14 protein-coding genes are annotated in these 14,276 nt (G+C 53.2%); 3 read left to right on the forward strand and 11 right to left on the reverse strand.

What is annotated here, in order from left to right; translation table 11 throughout:
• Nucleotides 1–177: L-serine ammonia-lyase, iron-sulfur-dependent, subunit alpha (locus RCH87_RS07655; protein WP_306516139.1), on the forward strand; the 177-nt coding region annotated here is incomplete at its 5' end.
• A 28-nt stretch (nucleotides 178–205) separates the two neighbouring features.
• Here RCH87_RS07655 and hisS read toward each other — a convergent pair.
• From hisS to tpx, 3 genes are read right to left on the reverse strand one after another with little or no spacing between them, the layout of a single operon-like run.
• Nucleotides 206–1,480 carry a histidine--tRNA ligase gene (hisS, locus tag RCH87_RS07660; RefSeq protein ID WP_306516127.1) on the reverse strand — a complete coding sequence of 425 codons (1,275 nt, stop codon included), beginning with the start codon at nucleotides 1,478–1,480 and terminating at the stop codon, nucleotides 206–208.
• Between the two features lie 11 nt (nucleotides 1,481–1,491).
• Nucleotides 1,492–2,145: an MBL fold metallo-hydrolase gene (locus tag RCH87_RS07665; RefSeq protein WP_306516128.1), complete on the reverse strand. Its 654-nt coding sequence runs from the start codon at nucleotides 2,143–2,145 to the stop codon at nucleotides 1,492–1,494.
• Nucleotides 2,146–2,198: 53 nt separating this feature from the next.
• Nucleotides 2,199–2,699, reverse strand: a complete 501-nt coding sequence (gene tpx, locus RCH87_RS07670) for a thiol peroxidase (RefSeq protein WP_306516129.1) — start codon at nucleotides 2,697–2,699, stop codon at nucleotides 2,199–2,201.
• Nucleotides 2,700–2,827: 128 nt separating this feature from the next.
• Here tpx and RCH87_RS07675 point away from each other — a divergent pair, with 128 nt between their 5' ends.
• Complete coding sequence (locus RCH87_RS07675) at nucleotides 2,828–3,700, forward strand: peptidylprolyl isomerase (protein ID WP_306516130.1); 873 nt, start codon at nucleotides 2,828–2,830, stop codon at nucleotides 3,698–3,700.
• A 99-nt stretch (nucleotides 3,701–3,799) separates the two neighbouring features.
• Nucleotides 3,800–4,126, forward strand: a complete 327-nt coding sequence (locus RCH87_RS07680) for a hypothetical protein (protein ID WP_306516131.1) — start codon at nucleotides 3,800–3,802, stop codon at nucleotides 4,124–4,126.
• 154 nt (nucleotides 4,127–4,280) lie between these two features.
• Here RCH87_RS07680 and RCH87_RS07685 read toward each other — a convergent pair whose 3' ends face one another.
• From RCH87_RS07685 to ruvA, 8 genes are all read right to left on the reverse strand, one after another.
• On the reverse strand, nucleotides 4,281–6,572 hold the full coding sequence (locus RCH87_RS07685; protein WP_306516132.1) for a bifunctional (p)ppGpp synthetase/guanosine-3',5'-bis(diphosphate) 3'-pyrophosphohydrolase: 2,292 nt from the start codon (nucleotides 6,570–6,572) through the stop codon (nucleotides 4,281–4,283).
• A 17-nt stretch (nucleotides 6,573–6,589) separates the two neighbouring features.
• Nucleotides 6,590–7,135, reverse strand: a complete 546-nt coding sequence (locus RCH87_RS07690; protein ID WP_306516140.1) for an adenine phosphoribosyltransferase — start codon at nucleotides 7,133–7,135, stop codon at nucleotides 6,590–6,592.
• Between the two features lie 103 nt (nucleotides 7,136–7,238).
• Nucleotides 7,239–8,843, reverse strand: a complete 1,605-nt coding sequence (locus RCH87_RS07695; RefSeq protein ID WP_306516133.1) for an ABC transporter substrate-binding protein — start codon at nucleotides 8,841–8,843, stop codon at nucleotides 7,239–7,241.
• Nucleotides 8,844–8,985: 142 nt separating this feature from the next.
• Nucleotides 8,986–10,128, reverse strand: a complete 1,143-nt coding sequence (gene secF, locus RCH87_RS07700) for a protein translocase subunit SecF (RefSeq protein WP_306516134.1) — start codon at nucleotides 10,126–10,128, stop codon at nucleotides 8,986–8,988.
• Nucleotides 10,121–11,956, reverse strand: a complete 1,836-nt coding sequence (gene secD, locus RCH87_RS07705; protein WP_306516135.1) for a protein translocase subunit SecD — start codon at nucleotides 11,954–11,956, stop codon at nucleotides 10,121–10,123. The genes secF and secD overlap by 8 nt, the downstream gene beginning before the upstream one ends.
• Nucleotides 11,957–12,040: 84 nt before the next feature.
• Nucleotides 12,041–12,421, reverse strand: a complete 381-nt coding sequence (gene yajC / locus RCH87_RS07710) for a preprotein translocase subunit YajC (protein ID WP_306516136.1) — start codon at nucleotides 12,419–12,421, stop codon at nucleotides 12,041–12,043.
• Between the two features lie 89 nt (nucleotides 12,422–12,510).
• Nucleotides 12,511–13,635, reverse strand: coding sequence for a Holliday junction branch migration DNA helicase RuvB (gene ruvB, locus RCH87_RS07715; protein WP_306516137.1), 1,125 nt, complete (start codon nucleotides 13,633–13,635; stop codon nucleotides 12,511–12,513).
• A gap of 65 nt (nucleotides 13,636–13,700) precedes the next feature.
• Nucleotides 13,701–14,276, reverse strand: a 576-nt coding sequence (ruvA, locus tag RCH87_RS07720) for a Holliday junction branch migration protein RuvA (RefSeq protein ID WP_306516138.1), incomplete at its 5' end; no start/stop codon positions are given.

Here is a 14,276-nt window from a genome sequence, read left to right on the forward strand (position 1 = left end):
GCCATTAACGCCGCCCTCCTGGCGAAGATCGGAGAAGGTACCCACCACGTCACCCTTGATAACGCCATCGACACTATGGCCGAAACTGGCCGCGATATGCTGTCGAAATACAAAGAAACATCCATCGGTGGCTTAGCCAAAACTCTCGGCTTCACGGTCAGCCAAGTTGAATGTTAAGCCACCAAACGGAATCAAAGCGAGCAGATTAGCGTAGTTTCGTGAGCAGGTACTGCTCCAACTCGTCAGCTGCAACCTCGGTTTGCTCATGCGCTGCCAGGTCTTTGACTGAGACGATGCCGTCGGCAAGCTCGGACTCTCCCAAAACCAGCGCATAAGCGGCACCTGAACGGTTTGCCGCCTTCATCGCACCTTTCATGCCCTTTCCACCAAAGGCCATATCTGCTGAGATTCCGGCCTGGCGCAGAGAGTTAATCAACACCGGCATCCGGGCGGCCGCGGCTTCGCCTAGTGGTACACCGAAAACTTCTACGCGCTGCTCGACGCCGGGTAGCTCGATACCTTCAGCCTCCAGGGCTAGGACCGCGCGATCGACCCCCAGGCCGAAGCCAATTCCAGACAGCTCCTGACCACCCAACTGCGCCATCAGGCCGTCGTATCGACCGCCGCCACCGATTCCTGACTGCGCCCCCAGGCCATCGTGGACAAATTCAAAACATGTCTTGGTGTAATAATCCAGTCCGCGCACCATGCGTGGGTTCAGCGTGTATTCGATCCCCATATCGTCGAGCAATCCAATGACTGTCTCAAAGTGTTCTCGGCAATCATCATTGAGATGGTCGATCATCAGCGGTGCATCGACGAGCTGACTCTGCACCTCCTCGCGCTTATCGTCTAAAACACGCAATGGATTAATCTCTGCACGACGACGAGTCTCGTCGTCAAGATCGAGCTGCAACAAGAAATCCTGCAATTTTTTGCGATACACAGGGCGACAATTCTGATCGCCCAAACTATTAATCTCCAGGCGATAACCGCTCAACCCCAGGGCGCGGTAGGCGCGATCGGCAATCGCAATTACCTCCGCATCCAAGGCTGGATCGTCCACCCCGATCGCCTCCACCCCAACCTGCTGGAGTTGGCGGTAGCGCCCAGCCTGCGGACGCTCATACCGGAAAAACGGGCCATTGTAAACCAGCTTTGCAGGCAACGGTCCGCGATCAATGCCATGCTGAATCACGGCACGAACAACGCCTGCGGTACCTTCTGGGCGCAGAGTGACGGAGCGATCACCACGATCAGCGAATGTGTACATTTCCTTGGACACCACGTCAGTCGATTCGCCCACTCCACGTGCAAACAACTGGGTATCTTCAAAGATCGGTAGCTCGATGTGCTCGAAACCAGACAAACGCGCGTGATGAACCAGCGTATCGCGCACCTTCACAAACGTCGCCGATTGCGGTGGAATGTAATCAGGAATCCCCTTCGGGGCTACTGCTTTGAATTTCGAAGTACTCACAGGCAACTAGTCTAGCCGTTCAACTGCGCCAAGAACGGATTGGTGGCTTTCTCGTAGCGCACAGTGGTCGTCGGGCCGTGGCCAGGCAAAACTTGAAGTTCGTCTGGAAGGTTCATAACTACTTCCCGCAGTGTTGCATCCATGGCCTGAGGATCAGAAAACGGTAAGTCCGTCCGCCCAATCGCACCCCGAAATAATACGTCTCCAGAGAAAAGGATGTTCTCAGCCTGCAGCATCAAGCACCCCGGTGAGTGCCCCGGAGCGTGAAAAGTTGAAAATTCCCGGCCCAATAATTCGACCGTGCCGGGTTCATTGCGCTTGCCGACGGTACCCAGCGTTCGCAAATCAGCGATCGGGACCATGTTGTCAACGTCGAAAAGCATCTGCATTTGCGGCGGCAAGCCCTTGGTATCGCCTAGCCAAAATTCGTCGGCGGCGTGAATATAGACCGGTATATCAAATTCCTTCGCGAGATTGCCGGCGCAGCGAGTGTGGTCAAAATGTCCGTGCGTCAGAAAAACCGCGTCGATCTGCAACGAATTAGTTGCGGCGACGACGCGGTCGAAAGAATGCATCCCCGGATCGACCACAAAAGCGTGGCCGTTATCGGAGACAACATAGCAATTGGTCTGGTAAGGGCCTGCTGGGAATCCGGAAATCTCCATGCAGGGATTCTACACAGTGATGACGATCCGCCAGGCCACCTACCCCTAGTTGATTAGTTGTTCAGGGCTTCCAATGCAGCCTCGTAATTTGGCTCAGAAGTGATCTCGTCGACAAGCTCCACGTGGGTGATGGTGTGGTTCTCGTCCGCAACGATGACTGTGCGTGCCAGCAAACCTTTCAGCGGCGATCCAGCGAGCTTTACACCGTAATCGTCGCCAAAGCTGGAGCGGAATGCAGAACCGGTCTTCACGTTCTCAATACCCTCGGCATCCGTGAAACGACCATGTGCCATCGGCAAATCGTTAGAGATTCCCAAGACCACGGTGTTGTCCAAACCAGTGGCTTCCTCGTTGAAACGACGCACCGAAGTCGCGCACACACCAGTGTCAAGCGATGGGAAAATATTGAGAACTAGCTTCTTGTCAGCAAAATCGGCAGCGGAGAACTCTTGCAGATCAGAACCGACAACCGTGAAATCTGGCAGCTTATCGCCGACCTGTGGCAACTCGCCTACCGTTTTGGTGTCTTCACCATGAAATTTTGTATTAGCCATGTCCCCCAGACTAATGACTACTGCGCTCTCCCGCCACATTAGTTACAATCTTTCAAGATGCTAGAGATGCTAGGACCGGCCCGGCCATGCCAAGACCGGAAACGTCACCACAACCAGAAAGAATAACCGTGGACAATCAGAACAGCGATAACAAACAACGAGGCACCGATGCTCTCGATGAACTGGACAAAGCGCTAAAATCTCGTGAGCGCAAAGAAAAGACGCGCCCTTTGGGGATCGCATCAGTAGCTGCTCTGGCTATCGTCGCACTCGTCGGCGGAATTTGGCTATTGGCAACGCGGGACGGCGATGACGCCGAACTCACCGCCGAAGAAGAGACAACCACGACTGAGACTCCTGAGATTGAGCCGTTGGCAATGGAACGTAAAGAGCAGCTGGCAGAGACTGTCTCCTGCACTTATGAAGAACGCGAGGGTGAAGCCGGCGCATCCGATGCTGGAAAGCCGAAGACTGAGGACGTGTCCGCTCGTGGAACCGCCACGGTCACCTTGGAAACCTCCCAGGGTGAAATCGGGATGGAACTTGATCGTGAAGTTGCACCGTGCACCGTCAACGCAATCGAACATTTAGCCAGCGAAGGCTATTACGATGACACCGTGTGCCACCGTCTGACCACCGAAGGAATCCACGTTCTTCAGTGTGGCGATCCGACCGGCAAGGGTTCTGGCGGTCCGGGCTTCCAATTCGCTAACGAGTATCCAACGGATGAGCTGGGCGACGAAGCTGCCACCACCCAGGTGATTTATCCACGCGGTTCCATCGCGATGGCTAACGCTGGAGCGGGCACGAATGGCTCGCAATTCTTCTTGAATTACGATGATTCGCCGTTGCAAGCAAACTACACTTACTTCGGTCAAATTAATGACGAAGGCCTGAAGACACTCGACAGTATCGCCGAGGCAGGCACCGAGGACGGTTCAGGTGATGGCGCTCCGGCCGAAGAAGTTCGCATCAAAACGGCAAGTGTGAAGAATTCTTAGAAATTCTTAATAAAATTGCAATAAACGGTTGCGTGGCAAGATATGGATCGGTTATGCTGAACCCGTTCTGCACATATCGTTCTAAGGAATTCAGGCAATATGAAGTTTTCCCCTCGCAAAGCTGCGCTCGCCGGCGCCACTGCAATCGCCCTGTCCGCTTCGGCTCTGACTGCAGCTCCAGCTTTCGCCGCTGACGCTAACCCTGCTGCGTCCGCTCCGTTGAGCTCCGAGGCTAAGGAACTGTTCGGCTCTTCCAGCAATGACAATGCGCAGCCTTCTAAGCAAGCTGAACCTGGCAAAGCAACCGAGAACAAAGACAGTGCATTCAACTTCAAGAAGTTCAACGACATTCTGAAGGCTATCAGCGGTGTTGTTGGCGTTGCCAGCACCATCTTCGCTTTCCTGAAGTCCCTGAAGCTGGTCTAAGAACAGCATCTATACTTCGATCCGGCGGGCAACTCCACTTTTCAAGTGGAGTTGCCCGCCTTCGGCTTTTCGAAATTAATTAGCCAATACGAGACCACCCGACAAGCACAGTAAATGATGCTAATCAGGTGGTCTTGTTCGTCTACCGGCGTCCCTAAGCAGTGACACGGTAAACGTCAAACACACCTTCCGTGTTGCGTAACGTATTCATCAACGCACCTAGCTGTTTGCTCCCAGATACGGTGAAAGTAAAACGGACAGTCGCGACATGATCCTCTGAACAATGCGAGTTCATCGACAGCACCGACAAACTTGACTGTTGGAAGATACCAGTCAGCTCATACAACAGACCCTGGCGGTCAAGTGCTTCTAATTGCAATGTGGCACTAAAAGCACCTTCAGTATCAACGTTATTCGCCCAACTGACATCAAGTACGCGTTCAGGCTCGTCGCGTAACTTCGTGGCATTCGTGCAATCTGCACGGTGGACCGAAACACCACCGCCGCGGGTGACGAACCCAAAAATCTCGTCCCCAGGCACCGGCTGACAGCATTTAGCGATCTTAGCCATAACATCAGGGTTGCCTTCGACAAGAATAGCGCTACCGCCCTTTTCCTGTCCCGCTGCCTGCTGCTTAGATTCCAGTAATTGGCTCCACGGAGTCCGATCAGCCAGGGCATCAACGGCATCTTCTTGGTCGCCGAACATTGCCATCAGTTGATTAGACACGTGTTGTGCGGACACATGCCCGGCCCCAATTGCCGTATACAGTGCATCAATATCAGGGTAATGCAGCTGCGTAGCTACCTGCTTCATTGATGTCGTCGTGAACAGTCGATGCAGTGGGAGTCCGCCCCTCTGGATCTCCGCTGCCAAGGCATCGCGGCCTGCTTCCAGGTGCACCTCGCGCATCTCTTTCGCGAACCACTGTCGGATGTTCGCGCGCGCTCGTGGAGACACCACAAAATTCTGCCAGTCGCGGGACGGACCAGCGTTCGGATCTTTCGACGTAAATATCTCAACGCGGTCGCCCGAGTTGAGCTGAGATTCCAGCGCCACCAGCTTGCCGTTAACTTTGGCGCCGATGCAACGGTGGCCGACCTCAGTATGGACAGTATAAGCAAAATCAACCGGTGTTGACCCTGCCGGAAGAGTGATTACGTCGCCTTTCGGGGTGAAGGCGAAAATTTGGTTAGACGTGAGATCATAGCGCAACGAATCTAGGAACTCGTTGGGGTCAGCGGCTTCTTTCTGCCAATCCAACAGCTGACGCATCCATGCCATCTGGTCTACTTCAGCGTCCTTTTCGCTGTTTTTGCCTTTCAACTCTTTGTAGCGCCAGTGAGCAGCTACCCCGTATTCGGCGTTATGGTGCATCTCGTGCGTACGGACCTGCACCTCCAGTGGTTTCCCTGCTCCCGAAATCACCGTGGTGTGTAACGATTGATAAACGCCGAATCGTGGCTGCGCGATATAGTCTTTGAATCGTCCTGGGAGAGCTGAATAGAGGCCATGAACGACACCGATCGCGGCATAGCAGCTATTGATATCGTTGACGAGGATCCGGATTCCCACCAGGTCAAAGATTTCGGCAAAATCACGACCACGGACAATCATCTTTTGATAAACAGACCAATAATGTTTTGGTCGCCCACGAACTTCGGCATCGATGCCGTTTTCTTTCAGCGTCGACGTCACTTCATCGATGATTTGCGCCAGCACGCGATCACGTTGCGGTGCACGGTCGGCGATCATGCGGACGATTTCGTCGTATTTTTTCGGGTACAAGATGGCAAACGCGAGGTCTTCAAGTTCCCATTTGACGGAAGCCATTCCCAATCGATGCGCCAACGGCGCGATGATCTCGATAGTCTCACGAGCTTTTTTCGCCTGCTTTTCAGGTGGCAAAAAGCGCATCGTGCGCATATTGTGCAAGCGGTCCGAAACCTTGATTACTAACACCCGAGGGTCCTTGGACATCGCGACGATCATCTTCCGGATCGTTTCTGCTTCTGCCCCGCTGCCGAATGCCAACTTGTCCAGCTTTGTCACACCGTCGACTAGCCGGGCAACCTCGGCACCAAAATCACGGGTGAGGTCGTCTAATGAATAATCAGTGTCTTCGACAGTGTCGTGCAATAATGCAGCAACCACCGTCGTAGAATCCATTCCGATTTCTGCAGCAATCGTTGCTACCGCCAACGGATGCGTAATATATGGATCGCCTGAGTTTCGAGTAACGCCTTCATGCAACCGTTCGGCCGTCTCATAGGCACGATTGATGAGATCGGCATCAGCTTTCGGATGAAACTCACGGTGAATCGACATGAGTGGTTCAAGTACCGGCTTAATCTTCACCTTGCCGGAGGTCAGAGACCGCGCAAGCCGTGCCGACATGCTGCGCACACTCGGTGATGATCGCTTTACTGCTTTATTATCAGGCATAATTGCATCTCCGCACTCTAGCGCGCTGAATTCGGATATATTACAACCAGATTATCGTCCCCTAGCTTTTCCCGCCCGTCCAAACCTGGAATCTCCAAAATCACAACATTGGCGACAACATTAGCCCCACAAGCTGCGAGCAGTTTTTTGGCAGCCCCTAGTGTTCCACCGGTGGCGAGAATATCATCAACAAGGGCGACATTTTTCCCCTCAAGGTCTATGCCATCCGCGGGGACCTCGAGCGCAGCGTTACCGTATTCTAAGCTGTAGTCCTGGCTGTGGACCGGGGGCGGCAACTTACCCTTCTTACGTATTGCCAGAATCCCGAGCCCCAGTTTGTATGCAACCGCAGATCCCAACAGGAATCCACGAGCATCCAGGCCTCCAATAATTTCAGCACCAGCTTGTTGACATTGTTCTGCCAAAGCATCGACAAGTACCGCAAAAGATTTCGGATCCGCGAGAACCGGTGTGAGGTCCTCAAAAACTATTCCTGGCTGCGGGAAGTCATGGACCCGACGTATTTTATCCTCCAATACGTTCTGGGCTCCGACAAGAGTCATGGTTTTAGCGAATTCAGTCACAGTATATTTTCCCATTGTTGGCGATCAGTGCGTTAAATCAATGACAGCGAGGTGTACTAAGGATTGCACTAACACAGATGTTTTATCTGCTTTGCTGCCAGCGATCCATATTCCAGCCTATTCCCGATTCACCAGTATAAGGCACTGCATGATTGACGTTTCGGTTAATCACGAAGACTCGTGGTTGTGCTGCGAGTGGAATAACATGCATTTCAGCCCACATCTTTTCTTCGGCGTCTCGAAGCCCTGCTATGTCATTGACTTGTGCAGCTGCCCGAGTATCTAAATTCGGTGGATAGACTGCCCCCAGGTAAGCATCGATTCCAGCTTCATTCGGCTGGTCATCCCGATACAGATCATCCGCGGTTGTTTCTGCGTGCGCAGCATCCACTATTTCTATGCCAGCGTTGCGGCATTCAGTCGCGATAGTTTCCACCATCTGTCGCAACCGTTGGTCTTGCCCTCGATATCCGATCCGGATTGTCTGGCCTTGAAGCGCTCGCGCTTTGTTAATGTCAACGCCAGCGTGTGGCTCTGCAATATCACGCAGGTCTGCTCGAACAGGGTCTTCATGTTCAATGCTCTGCCACAGGACTGGTTCTACGTCTACCCCAGAAGAGTGTGAAGAGGTCGCTGCAACAGCTGCTTGATCGATGCAGGCGGCAAAAGCATGTCTGTTTTCGACGTCTGCGAAAATTCCAGAATCTGCAAGCAACAGAGCATCCGTGAGTTCGCCAACTTCGGGTACAACCTCAAAATTTTGGTTGGCGATATCTCGGTCCAACCATTCAGGATCAACCTGGCTGATATCAGCAATATCAAGGTGCCCACGTTGAAGTAATGCTGCTGAGTCAGCACGCGCAGGCCAGAGCGCTAAGCTAGCCAATTGCGCATCATCCCCATAATAGGCAGCGTTGCGGGCTAAAACGGCAGCTCCTTGATCAGTCACATGATCGATGAGAAATGGCCCGAAAGAAACTTGCAGCAGTGGATCGAAGTTCTCTAAGTTAAAACCTTCCGACCAAATGCGAGCGGGTTCGGCAAGCAATTCTGCGTCGCGGTGTACGAGCGCTTGATACAAATCATATTTCGACATCCCCGCGCGCGAAGCAATCGCATGTGCTGGTAGCACGGTTCCCGGCGCAAAAAGTTCTCGCCATCGATCCCCTGCACCTTCATTAAACTTCACCACAAAACGTAATGAACCAGGTTGGCATTCAAAATGCTCGATGTGTTGCATCAAGGGAAGCTGCGAATCGAACAATTCTGGCATTACTCCGGCGGTATAGGCGAGCAAGTAATCCGTACAGGTTATTGCAGCTCCATCCGAAAATTGTGCACCCTCAGCGATGGTATAGATGACTTGCGGTTCAACGCCCGGCAAGAAACGGACACTGATCAAGTCGCTATTTTGAATCATTTGGCCGTGAGGTCCCGCCACGTGCACCCCTGGATACAGCCGTGCCGAGAGCTGTTGTGCTGCGGTTGCACTGCCCTTTGCCGATGCAGCATTCGTCGTCGTTAACGGCGAGGAAGACTGATAGTTGAGCTCTATTGCGCCATCAGCAACCGTGCTAATCCAGCCGGGATGATCATCCGCCACGGGTTCGGGATCTTCAGCACAAGAAACCAGCCCACCAGCCAGTGCTAGTGAGCATGCAATGATTCCACAGTGGCGGAGAATCATCCGCACCTTTGATGAGGCCGATTTTGAAGATGCCGTCATAGCGTGCTCGTTTCTTGCAATTGTCTCGGGCGATATTTCAGGCAACAAATATTGGATGCGCAATCATAGGCGGCTATAGCATTTACATCGGCCACCGGCTCGACTATTCAGGCCGCCAGGTACTGCCCGTTGTTTTTTGTGCACCGTGATGGTTCTCGGGCGTCGGGGCGTTGACGGGTGCACTTTCTGGCGCAGCGAAGGTTCGGTGTTCGATCTCATCATCGTTCACGGCAAGATCGGTGTCTTCGGATCCTCGTGCCCTATAATCAGCGACCTCTTGGTTGTGCTTTTTGATCTTCTTGCTTCGGTTGACCAATGAAACAAGCAATGGCGTCGCCAAGAAAATCGAAGAGAAAATACCTTCGATAACTCCAATCAGCTGCACCAATGCAAGGTCGCGCAGTGTACCGATACCCATCAACCACACGGCGACGACGAACAACGCAATGATTGGCAATGCAGAAATCACCGAAGTCGAAATAGAACGCATGACGGTTTGATTGATTGCGCGATTCGCTTCCTCGGAATACGTTGCGCGGCGCGATGCGGTGATGCCTTCAGTATTTTCGTTGACCTTATCGAAGACAATAACGGTGTCGTAAATCGAGAATGTCAGCACTGTCAACAAACCGATGATGACCGCTGGCGAAACTTCGAAACCGAACAGGGAATAAATCCCGGCGATGAGCACGCCATCAACAACGAGCGCCCCCATCGCTGCAACCGCCATGAATTTCTGCAGCCTGAAAGCGACATAAATGGTCGCAAATACCAGGAAGACGATCATAGACAACAGCATGCGCTGAGTGATCGTGTCGCCCCACGACTCGGAGACCGTGGAATCACCGATGGCATCCGGTGATGGCTTACCAGTGTGATCGACCGGCTGGTGCTCCTCAAAAATCGCCAGACGAGCTTCACCAATTTGCTCAGGCGAAAGGTGCTGCGAGGTAATCTCTAGAGTCTCGGAGTCACCGGAACCCACAATCTGTGTGAGCTCTGGTTCCACACCAGTCGCTTCAACAAAGGTCTCTTCGACTTCTTCCGCGACGAGATCACCCGCTGGCATCGTCATACGAGTGCCGCCTTCAAAGTCGATAGACATGGAGAATCCACGGAATAGCATCGACGCCAAGCTGATAAGGATCAAAGCCGCTGTGATGATATAAAACAGCTTCGTGCGGCCGATGAAATCGATGCCGCCATCACCGGTGGTTAAGCGGTTGACTAGTGATTGTTTAGCCATGGATTTTCTCCTCATCCGCGTTATCAGCTTCAGCTCGGCGCTCTTCGATAAGATCGTAGACTTTACCCAGCCCGTTGACCTGTGGCTTAGCCCAGAAAGGTTTACGTGCGACAAGAATCATCAACGGAGCAGTAACCAAGAACGAAACGACGATGTCGAATACCGTGGTAATACCCAGTGTGAACGCGAAGCCTTTGACATCACCGACCGCCAAGAAATAAACCACGACGGAGCCGATGAGCGTGACGACGTTACCGGTAACGATAGTTCGCTTCGCGCGATCCCATGCCCGCGGTGCTGCAGAACGGAACGTACGTCCCTGCAAAAGTTCATCTTTTATACGTTCATAGAGAACGACGAAAGAGTCAGCCGCGGTAGCGATACCAATGATCAGACCCGCGATTCCGGAAAGATCAAGAGAATAGCCGATCCAGCGTCCCAAGAGCACGATCGCAGCGTAGGTAATGACACCTGCGGCCGCTAACGAGACCAAAGATATCAACGCGAGCAATCGATAGTAATAGAAAACATAAATCGCGATCAGAGCGATACCCACCAACCCTGCAATCAGGCCAGCTTTCAATGCCGCCTGTCCCAGCGATGGCGGAACCGTTTCGGCTGTGCCTCCAGGTGTTCCGTCTTCACCGACGAATGACAGAGGCAACGCTCCGTAGCGAAGATTATTCGCTAGTTCCTGCGCCTCTTCCTGGCTGAATTGACCCGTGATTGAGGTAGTTGAACCATACGGGGTAACTCCCTGAATCACCGGCGCAGAAATCACGTTGGAGTCCAAAGTGATAGCGATTTGTTGCTGTAGATACTCCTGCGTGAGATCAGCCCAGGTCTGCGCACCAGACGGGCCAGAACCCGGCTTAAAAGCGAACGAAATTTCCATTTGCCCGCTGTGCTGATTGAAACCACCGTTGATCGGGCTATCAGTATCAATTTCATTACCCGTCAGGCGTGGCCCCTCTGGATCGGTAACTCCATTAAGCAGCGGTGCCGGCTGTAATAAGTAAGGCTGTCCCTGCTCATAATCACACGTCACCAGAGGTAATGCTGGATCGTCGGCACCAGACAATGGATCAATATCACCTTGACAGGTCATCAACGCGCTCGCAGCAGCTTGCGTGGTGGGGTCTTCGGACTGTCGGTCCGCAATCAACAACTTCGTAACTTCTTCACGGCGCTCAGCTTGCTCCAAAGAATTAGACGGCTCAGGTTTTACCTTTGCGGTAATTTTTGGTTTCTCCCCAAGTGCTGAAGATTCTTCACTCGCAGTTTCGTCGTTGTGCGCAGCTGAGTCGTTGTGCTCAGCGAATGCCGCGTAGATCCGATCGATCGTCTCTTCAGCTTGCTCTTTTGTGGTCAGATCATATTCAACCCATCGGTTCGCCATTTCTCCGAGCGTTTCAGCAAGAGCTGAAGGATTTGGCGTCGGTTGTTGCGCAACGGGACGGAAGAGTAGCTGCGAAGTCTGTCCGACGGCGCGAGCCTGTGCGGTGTCTTCGCCTGGCACAGTGATGACCAGCGTATTACCATCGGCTACAACTTGTGCGCCTGATACGCCCATACCGTTAACGCGCTGTTCCAGAATTGCGCGCGCCTGATCAAGCTGATCCTGCGTGGGCTCATCCCCCTGCGGAACCAGCGTGACGCGGGTGCCGCCCTGTAGGTCAATACCCAGTCGCGGCGTTGCTTGACGGTCACCCGTAAACAGAATTAGCGAAAATAGCGCCACGGTGACGACAATAAACCAGGCTAGCGCCTTGGCAGGCCAGCTTCGCGCGTTTCCGACGCGTTTGGCCTTTGTATTTGGTTCCGGCAAGGGTGTTTCTCCTGAAAACGTGAACGCATACTGCAAAACGTGAATGCATACGGCAATCGGTCGCTGTTGCAGTATAGGCGCTAGTTAGCTATTACGGTTGTCATTTTCTGGGTGATTAGGAAACTCCTGCTCACCATTGTTGCCCGAGTCTGTATTAACTCCATCATTGACTGATTCTGGAACGGCCGGTGAATTCTGCGCCGGGCTCACTTGGTCTGCTGGACGCAAAATCGCGATTTTTTCCATGGTGACTTCTACGCCACTGGCCACCTCACCAGTCACACTGGTTTCACCGATCTCGGTCAGCACCAAGTGGATACCGCCAGCCGAAATTACGCGATCCCCGGGCTGCAACGCTTGCTGGAAACTACGCATCTCGTCTTGCTGTTTACGCTGCTTACGCATCATGAAAAACGATGGCAGCAAGAATAATGCCAAGAGGCCAAAAATGAGAAGAATATCCATGCCCCATAGTGTGCCAGACCGGGCTAAGGCAATGCTACTTAGGTCCGACGGAACGATCGTTTGGTGGCGCTACTAGACCTAAATTTCGATTAATCATCAATTTGACCTGGCGCATGCTCTGGGGCTTGCAGGCCAAGGTGCGCCCAAGCTCGCGCAGTAGCAACGCGTCCCCGCCCGGTGCGTGCTAACAATCCAGCACGCACTAAAAATGGTTCACAGACTTCTTCGACGGTTGCAGCCTCCTCACCAACCGCAACCGCCAATGTGTTCACACCAACCGGACCTCCGGCATGACCTTTCACGAGTGCTCCCAGAACCGCCCTGTCCAAGCGGTCGAGTCCGAGATTGTCAACGTCAAAGACTTCTAGAGCGCCTTGGGCTGAAGCTAGATCGATGCGGCCTGTGCCATGTACATCAGCGTAGTCACGCACACGGCGCAACAAACGATTCGCAATACGCGGGGTACCGCGTGAACGCGAACCGATTTCCACTGCTGCATCGTGGTCAATCTCTACCTGCAGGATTTTAGCGGTGCGTTCGATTACCTCGGTGAGATCAGCAGTGTCATAAAACTCCATTTGCGCGTTAAAGCCAAAGCGATCACGCAACGGCCCAGTAAGCATGCCAGCGCGAGTAGTCGCACCAACCAAAGTGAATGGAGGAATTTCCAATGGAATTGAGGTGGCCCCGGGACCTTTGCCAACGATGACGTCGATGCGAAAATCTTCCATCGCCATATAAAGCATTTCTTCAGCTGAGCGCGCCATTCGATGGATTTCATCAATGAATAGCACGTCGCCTTCGATCAGGTTAGACAACATCGCGGCTAGGTCGCCAGCTCGCTCCAATGCTGGCCCCGAGGTCATTCGCAAGCTAGATCCAAGCTCACCGGCGATGATCATCGCCATCGTCGTCTTCCCCAGCCCTGGGGGTCCGGAAAGCAGCACGTGGTCCGGAGTGACGTTGCGTCCACGTGCACCGTCTAATACCAGCGAAAGCTGCTGACGCACCTTTGGTTGTCCAATGAACTCACCAAGATTTTTCGGTCGGAGGGAACGTTCGATATCTTGCTCGCCGTATTGCCGGTGCGGGTCGACAGCAGCGTCGTGTGAACGACCATTACGCCCCGAGCCTGGTTGATGTGCGGGATTTTTCCCAGTGTTGGCGATATAGTCTGCCGGCAATTCAAACTCTGTGCGCTCTAAATCTGACATATTTGATAGTTCATTCTCGATAGCTCATTTTCAGAAGCTCAATCTCCACAGTTACCTGCAGCATCTTATTGTGGTCCCAGCTTCGCCAAAGCCGCACGCAGCGTCTGTGAAGAATTCGCCTCCGGGTCTTCCGCCAATACGCGATCGACGGTGACCTTAGCCTGTTTGTCGCTGAATCCAAGGCCAACCAGCGCCTCCACGACATGCTCAGCGACACCCAATGCTCCAAAATCAGCGGCTTCCCCAACACTGGTTTGTGTGCCAGCGAATTCTAGTTCTGCCTCCGCCGGTTGCCACGCTGCTACTTTATCTTTGAGTTCAACGATAATCCGTTCTGCCACCCGTTTTCCGATCCCGGGAATTCGTTGCAAACTCTTCGATTCGCCGTTCGCGATCGCTGAAGCAAGTTCTTGTGCATTGAGCACAGAAAGTGCCGTCATCGCGAGTTTTGGTCCAAACCCCGAGACTTTTTGCAGCACCGTAAACATTTCTTGGTCGCTCGATTCAGTGAACCCATACAAGGTCATTGAATCTTCTTTGACGGCCAACGTCGTCAAGATAAATGCATCCTCGCCACGTGTTAAGCGCGCCAATGTGCGCGGCGTAGCGATAACCCGGTACCCCACCCCGCAGCACTCGAG

The sequence above is a fragment of the Corynebacterium sp. genome, from assembly GCF_030826625.1.
In the GTDB taxonomy this organism is placed as follows: Bacteria; Actinomycetota; Actinomycetes; order Mycobacteriales; family Mycobacteriaceae; genus Corynebacterium.

What these genes read in the sequence shown, in the direction of transcription:
- RCH87_RS07665 (WP_306516128.1), bottom strand. Translation starts at nt 2,145, where the DNA reads ATGGAGATTTCCGGATTCCCAGCAGGCCCTTACCAGACCAATTGCTAT.
- tpx (WP_306516129.1), bottom strand. Translation starts at nt 2,699, where the DNA reads ATGGCTAATACAAAATTTCATGGTGAAGACACCAAAACGGTAGGCGAG.
- RCH87_RS07680 (WP_306516131.1), top strand. Translation starts at nt 3,800, where the DNA reads ATGAAGTTTTCCCCTCGCAAAGCTGCGCTCGCCGGCGCCACTGCAATC.
- RCH87_RS07685 (WP_306516132.1), bottom strand. Translation starts at nt 6,572, where the DNA reads ATGCCTGATAATAAAGCAGTAAAGCGATCATCACCGAGTGTGCGCAGC.
- RCH87_RS07690 (WP_306516140.1), bottom strand. Translation starts at nt 7,135, where the DNA reads ATGACTCTTGTCGGAGCCCAGAACGTATTGGAGGATAAAATACGTCGG.
- RCH87_RS07695 (WP_306516133.1), bottom strand. Translation starts at nt 8,843, where the DNA reads ATGATTCTCCGCCACTGTGGAATCATTGCATGCTCACTAGCACTGGCT.
- secF (WP_306516134.1), bottom strand. Translation starts at nt 10,128, where the DNA reads ATGGCTAAACAATCACTAGTCAACCGCTTAACCACCGGTGATGGCGGC.
- yajC (WP_306516136.1), bottom strand. Translation starts at nt 12,421, where the DNA reads ATGGATATTCTTCTCATTTTTGGCCTCTTGGCATTATTCTTGCTGCCA.
- ruvB (WP_306516137.1), bottom strand. Translation starts at nt 13,635, where the DNA reads ATGTCAGATTTAGAGCGCACAGAGTTTGAATTGCCGGCAGACTATATC.